21 protein-coding genes and 2 pseudogenes are annotated in these 22169 nt (G+C 58.1%); 12 read left to right on the top strand and 11 right to left on the bottom strand.

Annotation, left to right across the window (positions count from 1 at the left end):
- Positions 1-27: 27 nt before the first annotated feature.
- On the bottom strand, positions 28-2034 hold the full coding sequence (uvrB, locus tag JK232_RS11870) for an excinuclease ABC subunit UvrB (RefSeq protein ID WP_072926147.1): 2007 nt from the start codon (positions 2032-2034) through the stop codon (positions 28-30).
- A 1204-nt stretch (positions 2035-3238) separates the two neighbouring features.
- Between uvrB and JK232_RS11865 the strand changes: the two genes are divergently transcribed.
- Complete coding sequence (locus tag JK232_RS11865; protein WP_072926149.1) at positions 3239-3946, top strand: ATP-binding cassette domain-containing protein; 708 nt, start codon at positions 3239-3241, stop codon at positions 3944-3946.
- Here the strand turns inward: JK232_RS11865 and bioD are convergent.
- From bioD to bioB, 4 genes are read right to left on the bottom strand one after another with little or no spacing between them, the layout of a single operon-like run.
- The gene (gene bioD / locus JK232_RS11860; protein WP_072926150.1) at positions 3927-4613 is read right to left on the bottom strand and encodes a dethiobiotin synthase; all 687 of its coding nucleotides are present in this window, start codon (positions 4611-4613) and stop codon (positions 3927-3929) included. The genes JK232_RS11865 and bioD overlap by 20 nt on opposite strands.
- Positions 4606-5382: a malonyl-ACP O-methyltransferase BioC gene (gene bioC, locus JK232_RS11855; RefSeq protein ID WP_246538509.1), complete on the bottom strand. Its 777-nt coding sequence runs from the start codon at positions 5380-5382 to the stop codon at positions 4606-4608. The genes bioD and bioC overlap by 8 nt, the downstream gene beginning before the upstream one ends.
- Positions 5366-6517 (bottom strand): 8-amino-7-oxononanoate synthase, encoded by a 1152-nt coding sequence (bioF, locus tag JK232_RS11850; RefSeq protein ID WP_212589313.1) that lies wholly within the window; start codon positions 6515-6517, stop codon positions 5366-5368. The genes bioC and bioF overlap by 17 nt, the downstream gene beginning before the upstream one ends.
- Positions 6518-6522: 5 nt before the next feature.
- Positions 6523-7563, bottom strand: coding sequence for a biotin synthase BioB (gene bioB / locus JK232_RS11845; protein ID WP_212589249.1), 1041 nt, complete (start codon positions 7561-7563; stop codon positions 6523-6525).
- Positions 7564-7698: 135 nt separating this feature from the next.
- Here bioB and bioA point away from each other — a divergent pair, with 135 nt between their 5' ends.
- From bioA to JK232_RS11805, 8 genes and pseudogenes are all read left to right on the top strand, one after another.
- Complete coding sequence (gene bioA, locus JK232_RS11840) at positions 7699-8967, top strand: adenosylmethionine--8-amino-7-oxononanoate transaminase (protein WP_101828736.1); 1269 nt, start codon at positions 7699-7701, stop codon at positions 8965-8967.
- A gap of 191 nt (positions 8968-9158) precedes the next feature.
- On the top strand, positions 9159-10199 hold the full coding sequence (locus tag JK232_RS11835) for an NADP-dependent oxidoreductase (RefSeq protein ID WP_072926157.1): 1041 nt from the start codon (positions 9159-9161) through the stop codon (positions 10197-10199).
- A 30-nt stretch (positions 10200-10229) separates the two neighbouring features.
- Positions 10230-10910 (top strand): type 1 glutamine amidotransferase domain-containing protein, encoded by a 681-nt coding sequence (locus tag JK232_RS11830; protein ID WP_072926159.1) that lies wholly within the window; start codon positions 10230-10232, stop codon positions 10908-10910.
- Positions 10911-10975: 65 nt separating this feature from the next.
- Complete coding sequence (locus JK232_RS11825; protein ID WP_072926161.1) at positions 10976-11458, top strand: kinase inhibitor; 483 nt, start codon at positions 10976-10978, stop codon at positions 11456-11458.
- Between the two features lie 294 nt (positions 11459-11752).
- The gene (locus JK232_RS11820) at positions 11753-13003 is read left to right on the top strand and encodes a PAAR domain-containing protein (protein ID WP_212589248.1); all 1251 of its coding nucleotides are present in this window, start codon (positions 11753-11755) and stop codon (positions 13001-13003) included.
- Positions 12993-13478, top strand: coding sequence for a DUF943 family protein (locus JK232_RS11815; RefSeq protein WP_212589247.1), 486 nt, complete (start codon positions 12993-12995; stop codon positions 13476-13478). Before JK232_RS11820 ends, JK232_RS11815 begins: the two co-directional genes overlap by 11 nt.
- Positions 13468-13755 (top strand): DUF943 family protein, encoded by a 288-nt coding sequence (locus JK232_RS23065; RefSeq protein WP_212589246.1) that lies wholly within the window; start codon positions 13468-13470, stop codon positions 13753-13755. The genes JK232_RS11815 and JK232_RS23065 overlap by 11 nt, the downstream gene beginning before the upstream one ends.
- A pseudogene (locus tag JK232_RS11805) lies at positions 13671-13955 on the top strand (DUF943 family protein); the annotation flags it as partial. The gene JK232_RS23065 and the pseudogene JK232_RS11805, both read left to right, overlap by 85 nt.
- A gap of 43 nt (positions 13956-13998) precedes the next feature.
- On the opposite strand, the pseudogene JK232_RS11800 reads toward JK232_RS11805, so the two are convergent.
- Positions 13999-14217 (bottom strand): annotated as a pseudogene (locus JK232_RS11800) (beta-propeller fold lactonase family protein); the annotation flags it as partial.
- Between the two features lie 301 nt (positions 14218-14518).
- Between JK232_RS11800 and JK232_RS11795 the strand changes: the two are divergent.
- Together JK232_RS11795 and JK232_RS11790 are read left to right on the top strand one after the other, a co-directional pair.
- Positions 14519-15772 carry a PAAR domain-containing protein gene (locus JK232_RS11795; RefSeq protein ID WP_212589244.1) on the top strand — a complete coding sequence of 418 codons (1254 nt, stop codon included), beginning with the start codon at positions 14519-14521 and terminating at the stop codon, positions 15770-15772.
- Positions 15759-16250, top strand: coding sequence for a DUF943 family protein (locus tag JK232_RS11790; RefSeq protein ID WP_212589243.1), 492 nt, complete (start codon positions 15759-15761; stop codon positions 16248-16250). The genes JK232_RS11795 and JK232_RS11790 overlap by 14 nt, the downstream gene beginning before the upstream one ends.
- 42 nt (positions 16251-16292) lie before the next feature.
- Here the strand turns inward: JK232_RS11790 and pgl are convergent, their stop codons facing one another.
- Positions 16293-17309 carry a 6-phosphogluconolactonase gene (gene pgl, locus JK232_RS11785; RefSeq protein WP_101828735.1) on the bottom strand — a complete coding sequence of 339 codons (1017 nt, stop codon included), beginning with the start codon at positions 17307-17309 and terminating at the stop codon, positions 16293-16295.
- 192 nt (positions 17310-17501) lie between these two features.
- Between pgl and JK232_RS11780 the strand changes: the two genes are divergently transcribed.
- The gene (locus tag JK232_RS11780) at positions 17502-18323 is read left to right on the top strand and encodes a pyridoxal phosphatase (protein ID WP_101828734.1); all 822 of its coding nucleotides are present in this window, start codon (positions 17502-17504) and stop codon (positions 18321-18323) included.
- 47 nt (positions 18324-18370) lie between these two features.
- On the opposite strand, the gene JK232_RS11775 is transcribed toward JK232_RS11780, so the two are convergent.
- The 4 genes from JK232_RS11775 to modA all read right to left on the bottom strand — a co-directional run bounded on the left by JK232_RS11775 (position 18371) and on the right by modA (position 22058).
- A complete protein-coding gene (locus JK232_RS11775) occupies positions 18371-19036 on the bottom strand; it encodes a DsbA family protein (protein ID WP_072926166.1) in 666 nt (221 codons plus the stop codon).
- A gap of 462 nt (positions 19037-19498) precedes the next feature.
- Positions 19499-20557, bottom strand: coding sequence for a molybdenum ABC transporter ATP-binding protein ModC (gene modC, locus JK232_RS11770; protein WP_101828732.1), 1059 nt, complete (start codon positions 20555-20557; stop codon positions 19499-19501).
- A complete protein-coding gene (gene modB / locus JK232_RS11765) occupies positions 20557-21246 on the bottom strand; it encodes a molybdate ABC transporter permease subunit (RefSeq protein ID WP_072926170.1) in 690 nt (229 codons plus the stop codon). Before modB ends, modC begins: the two co-directional genes overlap by 1 nt.
- The gene (modA, locus tag JK232_RS11760) at positions 21246-22058 is read right to left on the bottom strand and encodes a molybdate ABC transporter substrate-binding protein (protein WP_072926172.1); all 813 of its coding nucleotides are present in this window, start codon (positions 22056-22058) and stop codon (positions 21246-21248) included. Before modA ends, modB begins: the two co-directional genes overlap by 1 nt.
- Between the last annotated feature and the right edge of the window lie 111 nt (positions 22059-22169).

The raw sequence follows: 22169 nt of genomic DNA, 5'->3' as shown, positions 1-22169 counted from the left end.
AACAGGTTTGTGCGCCCCGGCAAACCATCAGGAGGCAGCGATGAACTGCTCGCGCAACTGATGGATCTCATCACGCACGCTGGCCGCTTCCTCGAACTCCAGGTTCTGCGCATGGACATACATTTTCGCTTCCAGCTCGCGGATTTTGTTGTCCAGCGCCTTCGGCGACAGCGCCTCGTAAGTCGCTTTGGCTTCGGCCGCGCGTTTGCTCTGCTTGGTGCGCGAGGTCGGCTGGCCAAGTTGCAGGATGTCGGCAATGCGTTTGTTGAGGCCCTGCGGCGTGATGCCGTGCTCCTCGTTGTACGCCTGCTGTTTGGCGCGGCGGCGCTCCGTCTCTTCAATGGCACGCGCCATCGAGTTGGTGATCTTGTCCCCGTAGAGGATCGCCTTGCCGTTGAGGTTACGCGCCGCACGGCCGATGGTCTGGATCAGCGAGCGCTCAGAGCGCAGGAAGCCCTCTTTGTCCGCGTCCAGGATCGCCACCAGCGACACCTCCGGCATGTCCAGCCCCTCACGCAACAGGTTGATGCCCACCAGCACATCAAACTCGCCCAGCCGCAGGTCGCGGATAATCTCGACGCGCTCCACGGTGTCGATGTCTGAGTGCAGGTAACGCACCCGCTCGCCGTGCTCCTCCAGGTATTCGGTGAGATCCTCGGCCATACGCTTGGTCAGCGTGGTGACCAGCACCCGCTCGTTGATCGCCACGCGTTTGCGGATTTCCGACAGCAGGTCATCCACCTGGGTGCCTACCGGGCGCACTTCGATCAGCGGGTCAAGCAGGCCGGTCGGCCGCACCACCTGGTCAATCACCTCGCCGCCCGATTTCTCCAGCTCATAGTTGCCCGGCGTGGCGGAGACGTAAATGGTCTGCGGGGCCAGCGCCTCGAACTCCTCAAAGCGCATCGGCCGGTTGTCCAGCGCGGACGGCAACCGGAAGCCGTACTCCACCAGCGTCTCTTTGCGTGCGCGGTCGCCGCGGTACATGCCGCCAATCTGCGGGATGGTGACGTGGGATTCGTCAATCACCAGCAGGCCGTCCGCCGGCAAATAGTCAAACAGCGTCGGCGGGGCCTCGCCCGGCGCACGGCCGGAGAGGTAGCGCGAATAGTTCTCGATGCCGGAGCAGTAGCCCAGCTCGTTCATCATTTCCAGGTCAAACTGGGTACGCTGGGTGATGCGCTGCTCCTCGAGCAGTTTGTTGTTCTCCAGCAGCGATTTGCGGCGGTCGGCCAGCTCCAGCTTGATGCCCTCCATCGCCTCAAGGATGCGCTCGCGCGGCGTGACGTAGTGGGTTTTCGGGTAGATGGTGAAGCGCTGCACATCCTGCTCCAGGTGGCCGGTGAGCGGGTCAAACAGTGACAGCCGCTCCACTTCCTCATCAAACAGCTCCACCCGCAGCGCCAGATCGTCTGACTCCGCCGGGAAGATGTCGATCACCTCGCCGCGCACGCGGAAGGTGCCGCGCTGGAACGCCTGGTCGTTGCGGGCGTATTGCAGCTCCGCCAGACGGCGCAGGATCGAGCGCTGGTCGATTAACATGCCGCGCGTCAGGTGCAGCATCATTTTCAGGTAAGCGTCCGGGTCACCCAGGCCGTAAATGGCGGAGACGGAGGCCACCACCACCACATCACGCCGCTCCAGCAGCGCCTTGGTGGCGGAAAGGCGCATCTGTTCGATGTGCTCGTTCACCGCCGCATCTTTCTCGATGAAGGTGTCGGAGCTGGGCACGTAGGCTTCCGGCTGGTAGTAGTCGTAGTAGGAGACGAAATACTCCACGGCGTTCTCCGGGAAGAACTCCTTCATCTCGCCATACAGCTGGGCCGCCAGCGTCTTGTTGGGTGCCAGCACCATGGTCGGCCGGTTGAGGTCAGCGATGACGTTGGCCACGGTAAAGGTTTTGCCGGAGCCGGTCACCCCCAGCAGTGTCTGGTGCGCCAGCCCGTTCTCCAGCCCCTCTTCCAGACGGCGGATCGCCTCGGGCTGATCCCCGGACGGCTTGAAATCGGAACGCAGTTTGAACACTTTACTCATTGATAGGCTACCTGTTGGAGAGACGCGGCTGGCCGCCGCGAGAAAACCTGACCCAGCCCGCGACGCGGAAAGGGGTTACACGGCTACTAAGTATGGAAGCCGGAGCGATTTTTGCCAGCCCTATTCTACTGGATATAATTCCAGGTTCAAGTACGCTTTTTCGGCACGTTGGTTGTGCAACGCCTTTCTGCCTTTGGGCAGCCCGGCATTACATGACCAAAAAATGATATTTTTATCACAGGTTGACTTTTATCCCCAGAACGCGTCGCAAATTAACCTGGTGAGAAAAATGAGACAACCTCGCAACAAAATCATCACCCCCTTTTTTTTCTGACTTGTTTTTTACTAATTTACTGATAAAAAAGCACTTTTGTAAAAAGCGGGCTTTCGCGCCAATCTGGGCGCAAGCCGCGCCCCGCCTTGCTTACAGCCACTTTTCGCACGCTCATGCACAAGGTTATCCACAGGAATAGTGGATAACTCACACAGCGCCATGTGCGGCGGGAGTTGGCAAAAAAGGCGCTTTACCGGCCCGATGAGGATTAATGGGCTTTTTTTAGTTAATTTTATCCCGGTTTGCCTGGCTATTTATGCTGATAAAGACTAATGCGCCCTCTTGCCAAACCGCAGAACGCCGTTTTTAGCCCAGGCGGTGAGGTCAGCCACTATGGCACCGGTTAAGAGTGCACCAGCATCACCCCGCAGGCACCGGCAAGGTGCAGACCCGCCTCCCCCGGCACGCTAATGGTTAACTGCGCTTACCGGTCAGGGGATGTTTTTTTAGTCGCAAACCGTTAACAACCGTGTAACGTTATTCTTTTTTCCTGCCCATGGTAAGTTGGCCTGCGGATTGCTTAATGGTAACGGCGCGGGCAGTTTTTCCCTGTTTCAGGGCGCGGCGGGATTTCACTGAAAGCGTGCGCAGGCGACTTGTTTTGTCCCGGCCGGCCAACATTTTTCATGATTAATCACTGCCGTAACACCGTTTACCTGCGCTTTTGCCTGGGTGCCATCCCGCATACCGGCCGCAGAATCTGCTGGCGATGGCGTCAATCAGCGGGCCTTGTCCTGCCGCAGCCTGGCCCGCCCGCCCGCTGCGTTAACGGGCATCGTGCACGCCGCAGGTGCTGTCTCTGCACTGCCCCGGCGGCTCGTCGGCCGGGGCAACCACACCATGAACCATCGCGTATCGGGAGAGTGCCTGATGTTAAGCGTAAAAGCAGTCAACCAGTTCTATGGACCGACCCACACCTTATGGGACGTTAATCTGGAGTTGCCGCGCGGCGAATGCACCTGTTTGCTGGGGCGGGCGGGGGTCGGCAAAACAACGCTGGTGAACTGCATCATGGGGCACCTGCCGGTCAGGAGCGGCTCAATGACCTGGCAGACCGGCGACCGGCCGCCGCAAAACCTGCTGCAACAGCCGGTGGAGAACCGCGCGGCGCTCGGCATCAGCTATGTGCCGCAGGGGCGGCCCATTTTTTCACAGTTGAGCGTGGAGGAGAATCTGCATGTGGCGATGATGGCGGCGCAGCACCCGCACCGCCGGATCCCGGCGCAGGTGTTTGAGCTGTTCCCGGCGCTGCATGATATGGGCAGCCGCCGCGCTGGGGAGTTAAGCCCGTTCCAGCAACAACAGCTGGCGATCGCACGGGCGCTGGTGCCGGAGCCGGAACTGCTGATCCTGGATGAGCCGACCGACGGCAGCCCGCCGGACAGGGTGGCGGAGATGGGCAACCTGATCCACCGCCTGAACCGCGACCTCGGCATCACGGTGCTGCTGGTGGAGCACCAGTTAGCGTTTATCCGCCGCGTTGCTGACCGCTTCTGCCTGCTGGACCGCGGGCGCAACGTGGCGGAAGGCACGCTGGATCAGCTGGATGACCGGCTGATCAGCCATTATCTGATGTGATGCGGGCCAGATCGAGGTACGCGCCGAGCGGCTGGCTGAGATCGTCCAGATAAGGGATTTCGCCCAGCATCGGCGCGGGCAGCAGCCGTTGCAGCGTGGCGAGGTACTCACCGTGCCGCCGCCCCGGCGGTTGCACATCATTGGCGACCCAGCCCGCCAGCGGCAGCCCGGCCGCCTGTACCGCGGCGGCGGTGAGCAGCGCATGGTTGATGCAGCCGAGCTTCACCCCCACCACCAGAATCACCGGCAATTGCTCCTGTACCACCCAGTCGGCAAAGCTGAACGCCTCCCCCAGCGGGGTGAACCAGCCGCCCGCCCCTTCCACCAGCACCCAGTCCGCCCGCGCCCCGAGGGCGCGTAACCCGGCAGAGAGCACGATGGGGTCAATCGGCCGCCCTTCGTCCCGGCTGACGATGTGCGGCGAGGTCGGTTCCGCAAAGGTGTACGGGTTCACCTCCTCATAACGCAGGGCCAGCGTGCTGTGCTGTTGCAACGCCAGCGCGTCACTGTTGCGCAGGCCGTCGGCGGTTTCCTCACTGCCGGACGCCACCGGCTTGTAACCGGCGGTCTGGTAACCGGCGCGCGCCGCAGCCTGCAACAAGGCGCTGCTGGCCACGGTTTTGCCGACCTCGGTGTCGGTGCCGGTGACAAAATAGCGTTTAATCACGGTAAATCACTCCATAAGCCACGTGGTAACTCAGCGGGCATTGCCCATCCCGGCGCGGGAACACCTGTTCCAGCCTGTCCAGCCTGCGGCGGCCGGTCAGCCCCGGCGCCCGCCCCTGATGCAGGTGGGTCGCGCCGATGCCTTTCAGCGAACGCATCAGCGCCCGCACATCGGCAAACCGCTCCCGCTCATGGCCGAAGCCCAGCTCATGCCGGTAGGGCGCACAGGCCGCGGCGATCTGCTCTTTGGTCAGGAAACGGTTTACGTGGCCATGCCCGTCGATCTGCTGCCAGGCTTCCGCCAGCTCCGACAGCGATCCGGCCGCCAGCGTGGAGAACATGATCACCCCGCCGGGGCGGGTGACGCGGGTCAGCTCCGCCAGCACCTGGGGCAGCGCGTCGCACCACTGCACCACCAGGCTGCTGAACACCGCATCCACGGCGGCGTCCGGCAGCGGCAGCGCCTCGATGTCACCGGTCAGGTAGCGATCCGCCGAGGCCAGTGCCTGCGCCTGCTGCACCATGCCTTCCGCCAGATCCAGCGCCACCACCGGGTGCCCGGCGTCGCGCCAGCGGCGGCTGAAATGGCCGGTGCCGCACCCGGCATCCAGCACCGTGGCCCCGGCCGGCACGGCCGCCAACGCCATCAGCCGTTCGCCGACCCGGCGCTGCAACGCGGCAGCCTCATCATAATGGTGCGCCGCGCGGCTGAAGGCCGCCGCCACGGCGCGTTTATCCACGGTTGTGGGGTGGTCAGCCACAGACAGCATGCAGTGCCTCCAGAAGGGTCTCGATATCATCCGGCCGGTGAGCGGCGGTCAGGGTCAGGCGTAAACGGGCGCTGCCGGGCGGCACGGTGGGCGGGCGGATGGCGCTCACCCAGATGCCGCGCTCACGCAGCCGCGCCGCCAGATCCAGCGCCGCCTGGTTGTCACCGACGATCAGCGGCTGGATGGCGGTCGCCGAATCAGCCAGCTGTAACGGCAGCCCCGCCACGCCGTCGCGGAAGCGGCGGATATGCTGATGCAACTGCTCACGCCGCGCATCGCCGTCAATCAGCGCTGTCAGCGCCGCATCCAGCGCGCAGACCTGCGCCGCAGGCATCGCGGTGCTGTAGATCAGGTGGCGCGCCCGTTGCAGCAGGAATTCGGCGGTGGCGTCATCGCACAATACCGCCGCCCCGCTGACGCCGAACGCCTTGCCGAAGGTCAGCACCAGCAGTTCCGGCCGCACGTTTTGCTGCCGGCAACTGCCTGCGCCCTGCTCCCCAACCACGCCGACGCCGTGGGCGTCGTCCACCAGCAGCCAGGCGTTGTGCGCCGCTGCCTCTGCCGCCAGCGCCTTCAGCGGCGCGGCATCGCCGTCCATGCTGAAGACCCCTTCGGTCACCACCAGCGTGTTGCCGGGGGCCGGCTTCTCCAGCAAACGCGCCAGGGCGGCGGCGTCATTATGGGCAAAACGGCGCAGCCCTGACGGTGCCTGCAACGACGCCTCCAGCAACGAGGCGTGGCTGAGTTTGTCCGCCAGCACCCGGTCATCGGCCTGCAACAGCGCCGCCAGCACCGCCTGATTGGCAGCAAAGCCGGAGATAAACAGCAGCGCACGCGGGTAGCCCTGCCACTCAGCCAGCCGCTGCTCAAAGCGCTGGTGCACCTCGCTGTAGCCGGTAACATGGCCGGAACCGCCGGAACCGACGCCGTAGTCCGCCGCGCCCTGTTGCCAGGCGGCGATCACCGCCGGATGGTGGCTGAGGCCCAAATAATCATTGCCGGAAAAGTTGAGGTAAGCCTGCCCGCCCTGCACCAGGCAGCGGCCGTTGCCGCCCCGGTTCGGCACACGGCGGCGATAGGCTGCGGCCGCGTGCTGTTCAGCCAGCGCGGCCGTGATGCGTTGTTGCCAGCCCATCATGCTCAGCGGGCTGCCGCATTGTAGAACTGGTCGTTGTCAGCGGTGAGCAGTTGCGCCGCCAGCGCCTGTTGCTGCTGGTTGTCGCCGTGCTCCACGCCGGTGGCCTGCGGGTTCAGCCCCAGTTTGCGGAACAGGATGAGATCTTTGTCTTCCGCCGGGTTCGGCGTGGTCAGCAGTTTGCAGCCGTAGAAGATGGAGTTGGCCCCGGCCATAAAGCACATCGCCTGCGTCTGTTCGCTCATCTGCTCACGCCCGGCCGACAGCCGCACGTAGGAGGTCGGCATCATGATGCGCGCCACCGCGATGGTGCGGATAAAGTCAAACGGGTCGACATCGTCATTGTCCGCCAGCGGCGTGCCCTTGACCTTCACCAGCATGTTGATCGGCACGCTCTCCGGCGGGGTCGGCAGGTTGGCCAGCTGCATCAGCAGCCCGGCGCGGTCGCGCACGCTTTCACCCAGCCCGACGATACCGCCGGAACAGACTTTGATGCCCGCGCCGCGCACTTCTTCCAGCGTGTCCAGCCGCTCCTGGTAGCTGCGGGTGGTGATGATACTGCCGTAAAACTCCGGCGAGGTGTCGAGGTTATGGTTGTAGAAGTCCAGCCCCGCGTGCGCCAGCCGCTGCGCCTGTTCGCTGTTCAGGGTGCCGAGGGTCATGCAGGTTTCCATGCCCATCGCCTTCACGCCCTGCACCATCTGCTCCAGGTAGGGCATGTCGCGGTCATGCGGGTTTTTCCACGCCGCGCCCATGCAGAAGCGGGTCGACCCGGCCGCTTTCGCCTGGCGTGCCGACTCCAGTACCTGGTCAACCTGCATCAGCCGCTCTGCTTCCAGCCCGGTTTTGTAGCGCGAACTTTGCGGGCAGTATTTGCAGTCTTCCGGGCAGGCACCGGTTTTGATCGACAACAAGGTGCTGACCTGCACCTGACGCGGGTCAAAATGCTGGCGGTGGATCTGTTGCGCTTCAAACATCAGCTCTAAAAAAGGCTTCTCAAACAGCGCCTGGGTGGTTTCCGGCGTCCAGTAAATACGTTGTGCCACGGCGGCATCTCCTTATCGGTGTTGTGGGCACAGTGTAAATAACGGCATCATGCTGTCAACCAAAAACAGATCACTTTAGTTTACGGTAAACCTTATGTAGACTTTGTTGTTTACCGCTTCAGCCGGAACTGTTTGATGACGCACGACGATCTTGCTTTTGACCAACGCCATATCTGGCACCCTTACACCTCTATGACGACCCCGCTGCCCTGCTACCCGGTGGTGTCCGCGCAGGGTGTGGAACTGACGCTGGCCGATGGCCGGACGCTGGTGGACGGCATGTCCTCCTGGTGGGCGGCCATCCACGGCTACAACCACCCGGCCCTGAACGCGGCGGCCACGGCGCAGCTCGGCCAGATGGCCCATGTGATGTTCGGCGGCATTACCCACCCGGCCGCCGTGGCGCTCTGCCGCCAGCTGGTGGCGATGACCCCGGCGGCGCTGGAGTGCGTGTTCCTGGCGGACTCCGGTTCCGTGGCAGTGGAAGTGGCGCTGAAGATGGCGATGCAATACTGGCAGGCACGCGGCGAACGGCGCCAGCGGGTGCTGACGCTGAAACGCGGTTACCACGGTGACACCTTCGGCGCGATGGCGGTGTGCGACCCGGAAAACTCGATGCACAGTTTGTATCAGGGCTACCTGCCGCATCACCTGTTCGCCGACGCGCCGCAGTGTGGGTTTGAGGAGGCGTGGGACGCCGCGGACATCGCGCCGTTTGAGCAGTTGCTGACGCAGCACGCCACGGAGATCGCCGCCGTGATCCTGGAGCCGGTGGTGCAAGGCGCAGGCGGGATGCGCATCTACCACCCTGACTACCTGAAGGCGGTGCGGGCATTGTGTGACCAGCACGGCATCCTGCTGATTGCCGATGAGATCGCCACCGGCTTTGGCCGCACCGGCAAACTGTTTGCCTGCGAACATGCCGGGATCACGCCGGATATCCTCTGCCTCGGCAAGGCGCTGACCGGCGGCTATATGACGCTCTCGGCCACACTGACCACCCGCCAGGTGGCGGAGACCATCAGCAACGGCGCGGCGGGCTGCTTTATGCATGGCCCGACGTTTATGGGCAACCCACTGGCCTGCGCGGTGGCCGGGGCGAGCCTGGCACTGCTGGCGGAGAACCGCTGGCAGGCGCAGGTCGCGGCGATTGAAACCCAGCTCAGGGCGGAACTGACGCCGCTGGCCGGGCACCCGGCGGTCGCCGCGGTGCGGGTGCTGGGGGCAATCGGCGTGGTGGAACTGCATACGCCGGTCGACATGGCGCGGCTGCAACGCCACTTTGTGGAACAGGGCGTCTGGATCCGGCCGTTCGGCAAGCTGATTTACCTGATGCCGCCTTACATCATCACCCCGGAACAGCTGACGCGCCTGACCCGCGCCATCGCCTCCGCACTGGCCTGACGGCCTGGGGGAAGCCACTGCGCTTCCCCTTTTTTTCCGGCTTTCTGCCCTTTTTCATGCCCTGTCCCAGGCGCGCCGTGCGCCATTTCCGGCGCGTTCTGCCATGCCCTGGGTTTTCACCGCATAAAATCCTAAGAACTCATGCCTATACTTAGGGATGGTGTTCCTTTTTCCGTGAACAGGAGTGAGTGATGAGTCAAAGCAACAGCGTAAACCGTCAACTGGTACTGGCATCACGCCCGCATGGCGCGCCCACCGCCGATAATTTCCGTCTGGAACAGCACCCGATCCCCGAGGCGGCAGAGGGTGAGCTGCTGCTGCGCACGGTCTACCTCTCGCTTGACCCGTATATGCGCGGCCGCATGAGCGATGCCCCGTCTTACGCCGCGCCGGTGGAAATCGGTGAGGTGATGACCGGCGGCGCCGTCTCGAAGGTGGTCACGTCGCGCCACCCGGATTTCCAGGAGGGCGACTGGGTGCTCGGCACCACCGGCTGGCAGGATTACAGCGTGATGCCGGGCGACAAGGTGCAGAAGCTGGCTGACCACATCGCGGATCATCCGTCGCTGGCGCTGGGCGTGCTCGGGATGCCGGGCTTCACCGCCTACATGGGGCTGCTGGACATCGGCAACCCGCAGCCGGGCGAAACCGTGGTGGTGGCCGCGGCCACCGGGCCGGTCGGCTCGATGGTCGGGCAGATCGCCAAACTCAAAGGCTGCCGTGCCATCGGCATCGCCGGCGGCGAAGAGAAGTGCCGTTACGCCCTGGAACAGTTCGGTTTTGACGCCTGCATCGACCACCGGGCCGACGATTTTGAGGCGCAACTGGCGGCCGCCTGCCCGGACGGCATTGACGTCTATTATGAGAATGTCGGCGGCAAGGTCTTTGACGCGGTGATGCCGCTGCTCAACAGCAAGGCGCGCATCCCGGTGTGCGGCGTGGTAGCCCACTATAACGCCACCGGCCTGCCGGACGGCCCGGACCGCCTGCCGCAACTGACGGGGCTTATCCTGCGCAAACGCCTGCGGATGCAAGGCTTCATCATTTTTGATGATTACGGTCACCGTTACCCGGAGTTCGCCGCGCAGATGGGCGAGTGGTTCAACGCGGGCAAAATTAATTTCCGTGAAGATATCACGGACGGGCTGGAGAACGCCCCGCAGGCGCTGATTGGCCTGCTGGAAGGCAAAAACTTCGGCAAAGTGGTGGTGCGCGTCGGGGATGATGCGTAAACCTGCCGCCACCTTACGTGAGGAGGAAAAATGAAAATTCTGATGGTTATGACGTCGCACGACCAGTTGGGTGATACCGGCAAAAAAACCGGCTTCTGGCTGGAGGAGTTCGCCGCACCCTATTATGAATTTATCGATGCGGGCGCAGAGGTCACCGTGGCGTCGCCCAAAGGCGGCCAGCCGCCGCTCGACCCGAAAAGCGATGAGCCGGACGCCCAGACCGCACACACTGAGCGCTTCCGCAAGGATGACAGCGCGCAGCAGGTGCTGGCGAATACCCTGACTCTGGACGCTGTCAATGCCAATGAGTATGACGCCGTGTTCTACCCCGGCGGCCACGGCCCGCTGTGGGATCTGGTGGATGACCGTAAATCGATCATGATCATCAACACCCTCTACGCGGCCGGGAAACCGGTGGCGGCAGTCTGCCATGCGCCGATTGTGCTGCGTAACGCCGAAAAACCGGACGGCACCCCGCTGGTGCAGGACAAGCGCGTCACCGGCTTCAGCAACAGTGAAGAGGACGCGGTGGGCCTGACCAAAATCGTGCCGTACCTGGTGGAAGATGAGCTGAAACGCATGGGCGGTGAGTACAGCAAAGAGGCGGACTGGAAAAGCTATGTCATCGACGACGGCCATCTGGTGACCGGCCAGAACCCCGGCTCCTCGGCGGCCACTGCACAGATGTTATTGAAAAAGCTGGACGTATAGGGTAGAGATCCCTGCCTGGGGCGGCACCGGTTGCCGCTTTTTACCACCTTGATTCAGGGGACGATATGGCATTTACATTACGCAGTAACGATCTGAAAGACGGCGACAAAATGCCGCAGCAGCAGGTCTTTAACGGCATGGGCTACAGCGGCGAGAACCTCTCCCCGCACCTGGCCTGGGACGGCGTGCCGGAAGGCACCAAAAGTTTCGCCATTACGGTCTACGATCCGGATGCCCCGACCGGCTCCGGCTGGTGGCACTGGGGCGTCGCCAACATCCCGGCCGACGTGCGTGAACTGGCGACCGGGGCCGGTTCCGGCAAAGGCGGCCTGCCTGAAGGCGCGGCGCAGACCCGCACCGACTTCGGTAAAGCCGGCTACGGCGGCGCAGCACCGCCGAAAACCGAAACCCACCGCTACCAGTTCACCGTGCACGCGCTGGACGTTGACCACCTGGAGGTGGACGAGAACACCAGCGGCGCGATGCTCGGCTTCAACCTGCACCACCACAGCCTCGGCAAGGCGAGTTTAACGGTCACGTTTAACTGAGGTGCCTGATTAAGGCCGTGCCCCGGCACGGCCTGTTTTTCTCTCTTTATTATAGTTACCCTCTTCTGTACAAAATAAGATGCAAAAATAATTATTCATTTCTTAATTATTAATTACACACAGTAAATTCTTTTCATCACATCCTCTTTCCACCTGTGTCATATCAAATAAACACCTCCCCAACCGACTTATCTTATTTCCCCGCCAGCACGACGCCGGAACGGCCGGTATTGATAATATGACCTCCTCTCTGCTGTCGGGCTGCATTTATTACCTCACACAAGGAACAGGATAATGGCAAAAGGCTATTTTTTAGTCAGGGGAGACAGAACTAACTGCGGAGGCGTAATTGCCGGAGGTGCAGAAGACCACACCCTATTTGGCCGCCCGGCTGCCCGGGAGCGCGATGAGGTCACCTGCGGGGTTTACCCTGGAAAGTTTTATATAAAAGGTGGTATTGAAACCGATACGATTCATGGGCGGCGCATGGCCGGAACACTGGACAGCGTCAGTACCTGCCCATGCCAGGCACGGTTTGTTCCTTCGCTGTTGAAAGACACCTATGAGAAGGCGCCCAGCCAGGGGACTAACGACGAACGTGCTTTCTGGGACAAACAGCAATCCTTCGCCGCTCAGCGGGCGGCATTAACGGAGCCGGAGGTTTTTTCTACGGAGCAGGAAGAGCAAGAACCAGAGAAAGAGCAGGAAAACCATTCTGAACCCTTGCCGTTGCCCGCGCTGATTTTCGCCACGGAAAACACCATGGATGATTACCGGGCGAAAGATATGCACCACGGCGACCTGGATGAACAAACGCTGAAAAAACGTTATAAGCTGAACGATATTTCTACCCGGGTAAACCCCTGGACGGGGGTAAAAATTGATCCGGCCTACCGCGGATTTTCCCTGTTTCAGAAAAAAGAGAAACTCAGCAAAGAGGCGGTGGCGGCAATACTGTTTGATGAATTCCGTGACCTGTCTGATATGTTCTCTTTTTACGGCGATTATCAGGGGCTAATCCGCAAGATGATTACCCATATGCAGTACCACCACGGCCAGCCATTCAGCGATCCGCTGCTGGATAAGGCGCTGGAAGCGCAGATATTGGGGGATATGTCTGAGACTAGCTCTTTAAATCTAATCAAAGGCGCTATACAAGAAAACATTGACTGGTCAAATAATAACTATCCTTTAAAAAGCAAGGAAAAATTATATGACAGTGTACTAAAATCTGTTCTACCTAAGTTTAATAAATTAACAGATAGAACGAATGGCTTGGTTATCTCTGTACATGATACATGGGCAACTCATATTACTCTCACCTCGTTAGAGGTTACTGACGATAGCTTTCAAGCAACGATACACTATCGTGTCCAGGATCATTTTGGTCTTGATGATCAAGACATTTCGCATCCTATTTATCATAAGTTTCGTATTTTCAGGATTTGGTTTTTACTTCAACACTGGGAAGAATATAATTACAAACCCTTCATCACTGAAATGAATGTCAGTATTTTCACTCAAGGTAAAAGATATGAAAAATAATAAAAAAACAATATTTACAATTATTTTTTTTACAGTTGCTTTCTTTTCATGGCGGCTATTTTTAAAACCAGAAATAGTCGGAGTTCATCAGGATAGATACTTGACATTTATTGTAATGAAAAACCCTCCTTTGACTGATAAGGGTAAAATAAACTGGTGGGTTAAAAATAAGCAAAAATTAAAAGAAGAATACAGCATTCCAAAACCTGATTCAGAAGGCTATTATGACATATCATTCTGGAATGTTGGCGATGGGTATAAAATTAACCACGGAACTGATGAAGACGCTGATCTTCTTTGCTTTAGCGCTCTTAAAACAAAAGAAAAATGCATTAAAAAAAACCCTGTATTATTTATCACACATTATAGTAAAAATAATGATAAGGGGCCTTTTACTCAATTTACATTGAAGAATGTCATCTACCGCCAGCATGGCGAAAATGGCGAAATCAAACGGGTGAAAGATGAGGAGTAAAACTATCATTTGTGCAATTACGCTATTGCTATTCCCAGCCTATCTGCTTTATTTAGCAGTTCTGCCTACGGAAATAATTGGAGTTCATCAATACGGAAACTCATCTCGCATTGTAGTAAAAAACTTTCCATTAACAAATCACGGGAAAATTAAATGGTGGGTGAGAAATAAAGAGGAACTAAAAAAAATTACGGAATACCTGTTCCATATAAAGAAGATGGAAATTTTACGGTGTCATTTTGGGACATTGGCGATGGCTACCACGCTAATACCTTGACAGATCAGGATTTAGACCTCCTCTGCTTCAAGGATATGAAAAAAGAAGCCAATTGCATTGAAAAAAAGAGATTAATGCGAATATCTCGTTATAGCGGCCCCTGGTTCGGTGGTGTGGTTATTGATTATACCATTGATAATGAAATCTACCGCCAGCATGGCGAAAACGGCGAAATCAAACGAGTCAAAAAGGAAGAGTAAATATCACGGCCGGATCACCGGCCGTTACTCTTGTCAGAACGCCTTAATCAATCGACAAATATTGCTTGTCGAGGTCAAGGATGGTGACCCACATCGGGCCCTGGCCGACGTTGTAGCGGGCCCGCATGCTCAGCGCGCCGGTCGCCTGATCGATTTTCGCCACTTCAATGCCGGCGGATTTCTGCCCGGCGGTGATCACGTACTGGCCGCTGTGGTCGATGTTGAAGCCGCGCGGCTGGGTTTCGGTCGGGTGGTGGCTCATAGGGTGATCCTACGAGATAAACAATAATAAAAAATCGGGCATTGCTGAAATTCTCTATGTTTCTGCTTGCTTCATCAGTCAATACACACCATGGTAATTATTCATTTCTTAATTATTAATTGCACACAGTAAATTCTTTTCATCACATCCTCTTTCCACCTGCTTCATATCAAATAAACACCTCCCCAACCGACTTATCTTATTTCCCCGCCAGCACGACGCCGGAACGGCCGGTATCGATAATATGGCCTCCTCTCTGCTGTCGGGCTGTATTTATTCCCTCACGCAAGGAAACAGGATAATGGCAAAAGGCTATTTTTTAGTCAGGGGAGACAGAACTAACTGCGGAGGCGTGATTGCCGGAGGTGCAGAAGACCACACCCTATTTGGCCGCCCGGCTGCCCGGGAGCGCGATGAGGTCACCTGCGGGGTTTACCCTGGAAAGTTTTATATCAAAGGCGGTATTGAAACCGATACGATTCATGGGCGGCGCATGGCCGGAACACTGGACAGCGTCAGTACCTGCCCATGCCAGGCACGGTTTGTTCCTTCGCTGTTGAAGGACACCTATGAGAAGGCGCCCAGCCAGGGGACTAACGACGAACGTGCTTTCTGGGACAAACGGCAATCCTCCGCCGCTCAGCGGGCGGCATTAACGGAGCCGGAGGTTTTTTCTAAGGAGCAGGAAGAGCAGGAGCCGGAGAAAGAGCAGGAAAACCATTCTGAACCCTTGCCGTTGCCCGCGCTGATTTTCGCCACGGAAAACAACATGGATGATTACCGGGCGAAAGATATGCACCACGGCGACCTGGATGAACAAACGCTGAAAAAACGTTATAAGCTGAACGATATTTCTACCCGGGTAAACCCCTGGACGGGGGTAAAAATTGATCCGGCCTACCGCGGATTTTCCCTGTTTCAGAAAAAAGAGAAACTCAGCAAAGAGGCGGTGGCGGCAATACTGTTTGATGAATTCCGTGACCTGTCTGATATGTTCTCTTTTTACGGCGATTATCAGGGGCTAATCCGCAAGATGATTACCCATATGCAGTACCACCACGGCCAGCCATTCAGCGATCCGCTGCTGGATAAGGCGCTGGAAGCGCAGATATTGGGGGATATAACGGGAGAAAGCACTTTACAAATAATAAATCAAACTTTAATAGATTACATTGCTTGGAATAATAATTATTATCCTAAAGCAAGCAAAAAAGATTTTAAAGACAAATTATCACAGTCTATATTACCTAAATTTAATAAATTAATAGACAGAACTAATGGATTGGTTATTTCCGTGCATGATACGTGGTCAACACACATTTTCTTAGAATCATTAGAAGTAGATACAGATAGTTTCAAAGCAACAATCAGATATCGTATTCAGGATCATTTCGGACTTGACGACACAGACATCCTGCACCCTATATACCGCAAACTCCGTATATTCAGAATCTGGTTTTTACTTCAGCGCTGGGAAGAGTATAACTATAGGCCATTTATTACAGAGATCAACGCAACCGTTACGATTAACGGAGGAAGAAATGAAAAAATATAAAAAAATAGCTCTCTCTACTCTAACGATTAGCCTGCTCTCTTTTGCGCTATGGCGGCTATGTCAGACTCCTGAAATTATCAATATTCATCAGAAAAATCATTTAACCAGCATAGTGGTCAAAAACTTCCCCATTACAAATAACGGGAAAATTACGTGGTGGTTAAAAAACAAGAAATTGTTAAAAATAAAATATGGCATCCCAATTCAGAACCCAAAAACAGGAAACTATAATATAACAATTTGGGACATTGGTGATGGATATCGTGTTAATACCTGGACAGATCAGGATTCAGATCTCCTCTGCTTCAAGGGTATGAAAACCGAAGCCAATTGCATAGAAAAAAATATCTTAATGCGGATATCTCGTTATAGCGGCCCCTGGTTCGGGGGGGTAGTTATTGATTATACGGTGGGCGAAGACACCTACCGCCAGCATGGCGAAAACGGCAAAATCAAACGGGTGAAAGATGAAGAGTAACGATGACGGCCGGATTACCGGCCGTCATCATTTCAGGGCACCTTACTCAATCGATGAATACTGCTTGTCGAGATCCAGGATGGTGACCCACATCGGGCCCTGGCCGACGTCGTAACGGGCCAGCGTGCTCAGCGCGCCGGTCGCCTGATCGATTTTCGCCACTTCAATGCCGGCGGATTTCTGCCCGGCGGTGATCACGTACTGGCCGCTGTGGTCAATGTTGAAGCCGCGCGGCTGGGTTTCCGTCGGGTGGTGGCCTGCCAGCGTCAGCACGCTGCCGTCTTCCGACACCTGGAACACGCTCAGCAGGCTGGCGGTGCGGTCAGTGGTGTAGAGGAAACGGCCGTCCGGCGTGATGTGGATGTCCGCCGCCCAGCGGGTGTCGGCAAAATCGTCCGGCATCGCGTTGAGGGACTGCACCTGGCGGTAACCGCCCTGCCCGTCCTGCTGGTAGACGTCAACGCTGCTGTTCAGCTCGTTTACGCAGTACACCACGCGGTGGTTCGGGTGGAACGCCATGTGGCGCGGCCCGGCCCCTTCCGCTGCGGAAAGCGCTTCCGGCTGGTGCGGGGTGGCGGTGCCGTCCTGCGCCAGATCGAACAGGCGGATGCGGTCCTCTTTCAGGCAAGGGATCAGCAGCAACTGGTTGTCCGGTGAGATGTTGGCGGAGTGCGGGGCCTGCAGGTTTTCCAGCGTCTGGCTGGCGGCCTGCACCACGCCGTCATGGCCTATCGGGCTGATGCTGACGCAGTTGCCGCTGTAGGAGGCAGCAAACAGGAAGCGCCCCTGCAAATCCGTCTCCAGATGGGTGGGGCCGCCCGGCAACGGGGCCATACCGGCCTGCTCCAGTTTACCGTCATCGGCGATACGGTAGCTCACCACGCCGAACGCCGGGCGCACGCCGACGTACAGGAAACGGTTGTCCGGGCGCAATACCATCGGCTGTACCTGGCCGGGTACGTCAACGGTTTGCAGCAGGGTGAGCGTGCCGTCACCGGCGAGTTGCCAGGCGTGGATCTGCTGGCTGTCCGGGCTGGCGACATAGACGACTTGCTTCATGGTCTCTCCTTTTACAGCTGCCGAAAACAGCAGCATGGGTGGCGTAAGTCAATGTACGGGGTCGGTAATCCTCTACCATAACCATTCAGCCCGCTGCCGCAAAGTGCCGTGTGCGTTTTCCCCATCCGGCGTTCGCGTGTACTATCTTCTGAACAGGCTGACTTTTATTCACTTTCGATAAAGAGACCCGCTATGACCTATCGCGTAATTGCGCTCGATCTCGACGGCACACTGCTTGACCGTCAAAAACGTATCCTCCCGGAATCTTTGAAGGCCATTCAGGCCGCCCGTGAACAGGGCGTGAAGGTGCTGGTAGTGACCGGCCGCCACCATGTCGCCATCCACCCGTTCTACCAGGCGCTGAAGCTCGATACCCCGGCCATCTGCTGTAACGGCACCTACCTGTATGACTACCAGAACAAAAAGGTGCTGGCGTCTGACCCACTACAGGAAGAGCTGGCGCAGGAGGTGATCACCATGCTGGATCACTCCAAGATTCACGGCATGTTGTATGTGGACAATGCGATGCTGTATGAGCGCCCGACCGATCATGTGCTGCGTTCACTGGCGTGGGCGGAGACCCTGCCGGAAGCGCAGCGCCCCACCATTTTGCAGGTCAACAGCCTGCGTGAGGCGGCACAGGAAGCAGAGGCTATCTGGAAATTTGCCACCACCCACCCTGACCTGAAAGCGCTGAAAGCCTTTACCGTGGAGGTTGAGGAGCGGCTGGGGCTGGCGTGTGAATGGTCATGGCACGATCAGGTGGACGTCGCCAAAGGCGGCAACAGCAAAGGCAAACGCCTGCAGGAGTGGGTGGAGGCGCAGGGCATGACCATGAAGGATGTGCTGGCATTTGGTGATAACTATAACGATCTCTCGATGCTGGAGACCGCCGGGCTGGGCGTGGCGATGGGCAACGCGGATGACTACATCAAAGAGCGCGCCGCCCGCGTGATTGGCACCAATGAGGAGCCGGGCATTGCGGACGTGATCACCAAAGAGATTTTGCAGTAACCGTTTCCCCGCCCTGATGGGCGGGGAGCGTTTCCGCCTGTGCCGCCTTAGTGTTTATCTTGCGAGGCGAGCAGCCCAATCATTTTTTTAGAAAACTCACCGAATTCGCTGTCCTGATAAGTCACCCAGCGTTTTCCGATAATAAAGGCGGGGGTGCCATTGATTTTATAATAGGCGGTGACTGCTTTCATATAATCGAGCGCGTCGGCCACCTCCGCTGAGGCTTCGGCCTGGCGATAGGTTTCAACATTAATCCCGTTTTTGGTTAACCATGCATTAAATTGCTGTATATCAGAGGTATTTAATTGCTGATTAATCACCGCATCATAGAGTGCCGCCCGGTGTTGTTTTTCAATACCCATGACATTAAGTGTGGCGAAAACACGGGCTGAACCGGAAAGCCAGTTGCCTGACCCATCATTAATATGTAAATAGACCACTTTTTTACCGGCAGGCATGTTCGCTTCCAGGGCTTGCACGTCATTTGATGACTGCTGGCAAAAGTGGCAGGCATAAGAGAAGACTTCAATAATGGCATTCTCGTCACGTACCGGTGAGTTAGCCGCCCCCTCTTCCCCCTTATCAACCAGCATTTCCTGTTGGCCGCCACTCAGCACGAATTTCTCAATCCACATCGTGGTACACCAAGAAGAAATGCCGATCACCAGCAGGGTATACGCCAGAAAATAAAGAATATTCTTTTTGTTTATCATTGCTTACTCTCATCCGGGAGCAGGCCCGGCCATCGCCGGCCCTGCGGGTATCAACAACGTATAAAAATTAATGGGGCTGGCTGTCGCGGTAAAACAGCCATAAATATAAGCCTGAACAGACAGCCGCCGCCGGAAATAATAACCCGGCGCACCCCAGGTCATATCGGGCGCTGAGCATACAGCACTATTCCTAATAGTGTAAAATTAATATCGCTAAACATTATTATTATAATCTTTAATTCATTCACGTATTTTATTGGTCATTGGAAATATATAATAGGCAGGTATTAATTGACCGCCAGGGTTTATCACCCTCACGCGCTTTATTTATTGGGGCGTTATTTTTGATAATAAACAAAATAACCCCCTATTCCTGCCCTGCTGAGCGACAGGGCAACAGGCGGGGAATCACAGCAAGAAGCGGGGGCAGCCGGTGGGCGACGTCAGCCCCCCGCCGATGCCCTAACCGGAAATCGACACGCTTTTGATCTGCGCGTAGAGCCACATACCGGGCTTAATCAGCAACTCGTCCCGCGCCCAGGGGGAGATGCGCGCCCAGAGCACCTGATCGCCCACCGCCAGTTTGACTTCAACCTGATCGCTGACCTCTAGGCACTCCAGTACTTTGGCGCGCAGGATATTGCGGATGCTGCTGCCGGTGGGCGGTTGCAGCGCCAGCGAGACATCAGCGGCCTGGATGCGGATGCGCAGCGGCGACTCTGCCGCCGCCTCAACCCGGTTGACCCACAGGTGCTGGTCGCCGAGGCTCAGGGCGCTCATCGCGTAACGCGGGTGGTGCTCCAGCACCGTGACCGGCAGCACGCTGCTCTGCTCCTCTTTCGGCAGCCACGGCCGCAGCGCGCTGCTGGCCCACACCTCCTCCAGCGGCCCGACGGCGCGCACCTGCCCCTGATCGAGCATCAGCACGTTCTGCGCCAGCCGCAGCAGTTCATCCATGCTGTGGGTGACGTAGAGCACCGGCAATTTGACGTCCCGCACCAGCCGCTCCAGATAGGGCATCAGCTCACGTTTGCGCGGCAGATCCAGGGAAGCCAGCGGCTCATCCATCAGCAGCATCTCCGGCCCGGTCAGCAGCGCCCGGCCAATCGCCACCCGCTGCTTTTCACCGCCGGACAGGGTATTCGGGTGCCGATCCAGCAGCGGCTCAATACCGAGCAGCGCCACCACGGTGTCGAACTGCCCGCGCTGGGCGGGCGGCATACCGTAGGTCAGGTTGCCGCGAACCCGGTAGTGCGGGAACAGCCGCGCATCCTGGAACACGTAACCGATGCGGCGTTTTTCCGGCGGCAGCCACTGGTTGGCAGCGGTGTCCACCAGCACGCGGCCGTTAAGCCGGATGTGGCCGCTATCGGGCCGCGTCAGGCCGCCAATCACATTGATCAGCGAGGTTTTGCCCGCGCCGGAGAGGCCAAAGATGGCGGTGATCCCCTGCGCAGGCAGCGTGGCCTGCACCGACAACGCCAGATCGCCGAGCTGTTGCGTTATATCGAGTTCCAGCATCAGGCCCCCAACCGCCGTTGGCTCCAGCGCGCCAGCCACTCCGAGAGCAGCAGCGCGCCCAGTGACAGCACAATCGCAATCACACAAAGCCGCGCCGCCGCCGCTTCTGCGCCCGGCGTTTCAATCAGGGTGTACATCGCCAGCGGCAGGGTGCGGGTCTCCCCCGGAATATTGGAGACGAAGGTGATGGTCGCGCCGAACTCACCCAGCGAACGGGCGAAGGCCAGCACCGCGCCGACAATGATGCCCGGCAGCGACAGCGGCAAGGTCAGGGTGAAAAAGACCCGCCAGGGTGACGCGCCCAGCGTGCGCGCCGCCTGCTCCAGGCGCAGGTCGATGGCTTCCAGCGCCAGCCGGATGGCGCGCACCATCAGCGGGAACGCGACCACCGCCGAGGCCAGCGCCGCGCCGCGCCAGCTGAAACTGAAGCTGATGCCGAAGGTGTCATACAGCCAGCCGCCAATCAGCCCGCGTCGCCCCAGGCCAATCAGCAGCAAATAGCCGATGACCACCGGCGGCAGTACCAGCGGCAGGTGGATCAGGCTGTCGAGCAGGGCTTTGCCGGGAAAACGGCAGCGCACCAGCACCCAGGCCATCAGGATGCCGAACGGCAGGCTGCACAGCACCGCCACGCCCGCCACCTGTAAACTCAGCAGCACCGCCTGCCACTCATACGCGCTTATGATCATCAGTGTGAAGTCGATCCGTTCTGGGTGGGCGCAAGCCCGCCTTGTGTTGGGGTGAAACCATAATGTGTGAAGACTGCCGCCGCCTGCGGCCCTTTCAGATAATCATAGAAGGCGCTGACCGCGGCTGTCTGGTGATCTTTCACCATTGCCATCGGGTATTCCACCGGCTTGTGGCTGTCGGCCGGGAAGGTGCCCGCGACCTTTACTTTATCACTGACCACCGCGTCAGAACCGTAGACGATGCCGTAAGGCGCTTCGCCGCGCTCCACCAGCGCCATCGCCGCGCGCACATTATTGGCACGCGCCAGTTTCGGCTCCAGCGCCGCCCAGGCCCCGAGCGACTGCAACGCCTCTTTGGCATATATCCCCGCCGGGACATGGTCCGGGTCACCCACGGCCAGCCGTTCCCCCGCCAGCAGTGATGTCCAGTTGGTCTGCTTATTCAGCGTGACCTTCGCGGCACCGGCTTTCGCCGGGGCAATCAGCACCAGATCATTGCCCAGCAGGGTGTAACGGCTTGAGGGGATGATCTGCTGTTTCGCCGCCGCGTAATCCATCCATTGCTGGTCAGCTGAGATAAAGAGATCCGCCGGGGCGCCCTGCTCAATCTGCCGCGCCAGCACTGACGAGGAGGCGTACGAGGAGACGATCTCCACCGGGTGGGTTTTCTGGTAATCCAGCGCGATATCCTGCAACGCGTTGGTCAGCGACGCGGCAGCAAACACGGTGATTTTCTCCGCCGCCTGCGCCTGGGAAGTCAGGGCAGAGAGCAGTGTCAGGGTAAGCAGGCTTTTTTTGGTCAGCAAGGGCATCAGGACAGTCTCCGGGTTACGTTATATAGCAAAGGATATAACGTCGTGACAAACCTTGTCATTCGGTTTATCGGCCGCAAAAAACAGAACTTGATGGGCGGCATAAAAAAG

The sequence above is a fragment of the Nissabacter archeti genome (assembly GCF_018257325.1).
GTDB classification, from domain to species: domain Bacteria; phylum Pseudomonadota; class Gammaproteobacteria; order Enterobacterales; family Enterobacteriaceae; genus Chimaeribacter; species Chimaeribacter arupi.
This window is presented reverse-complemented; position numbering and strand designations above follow the sequence as displayed.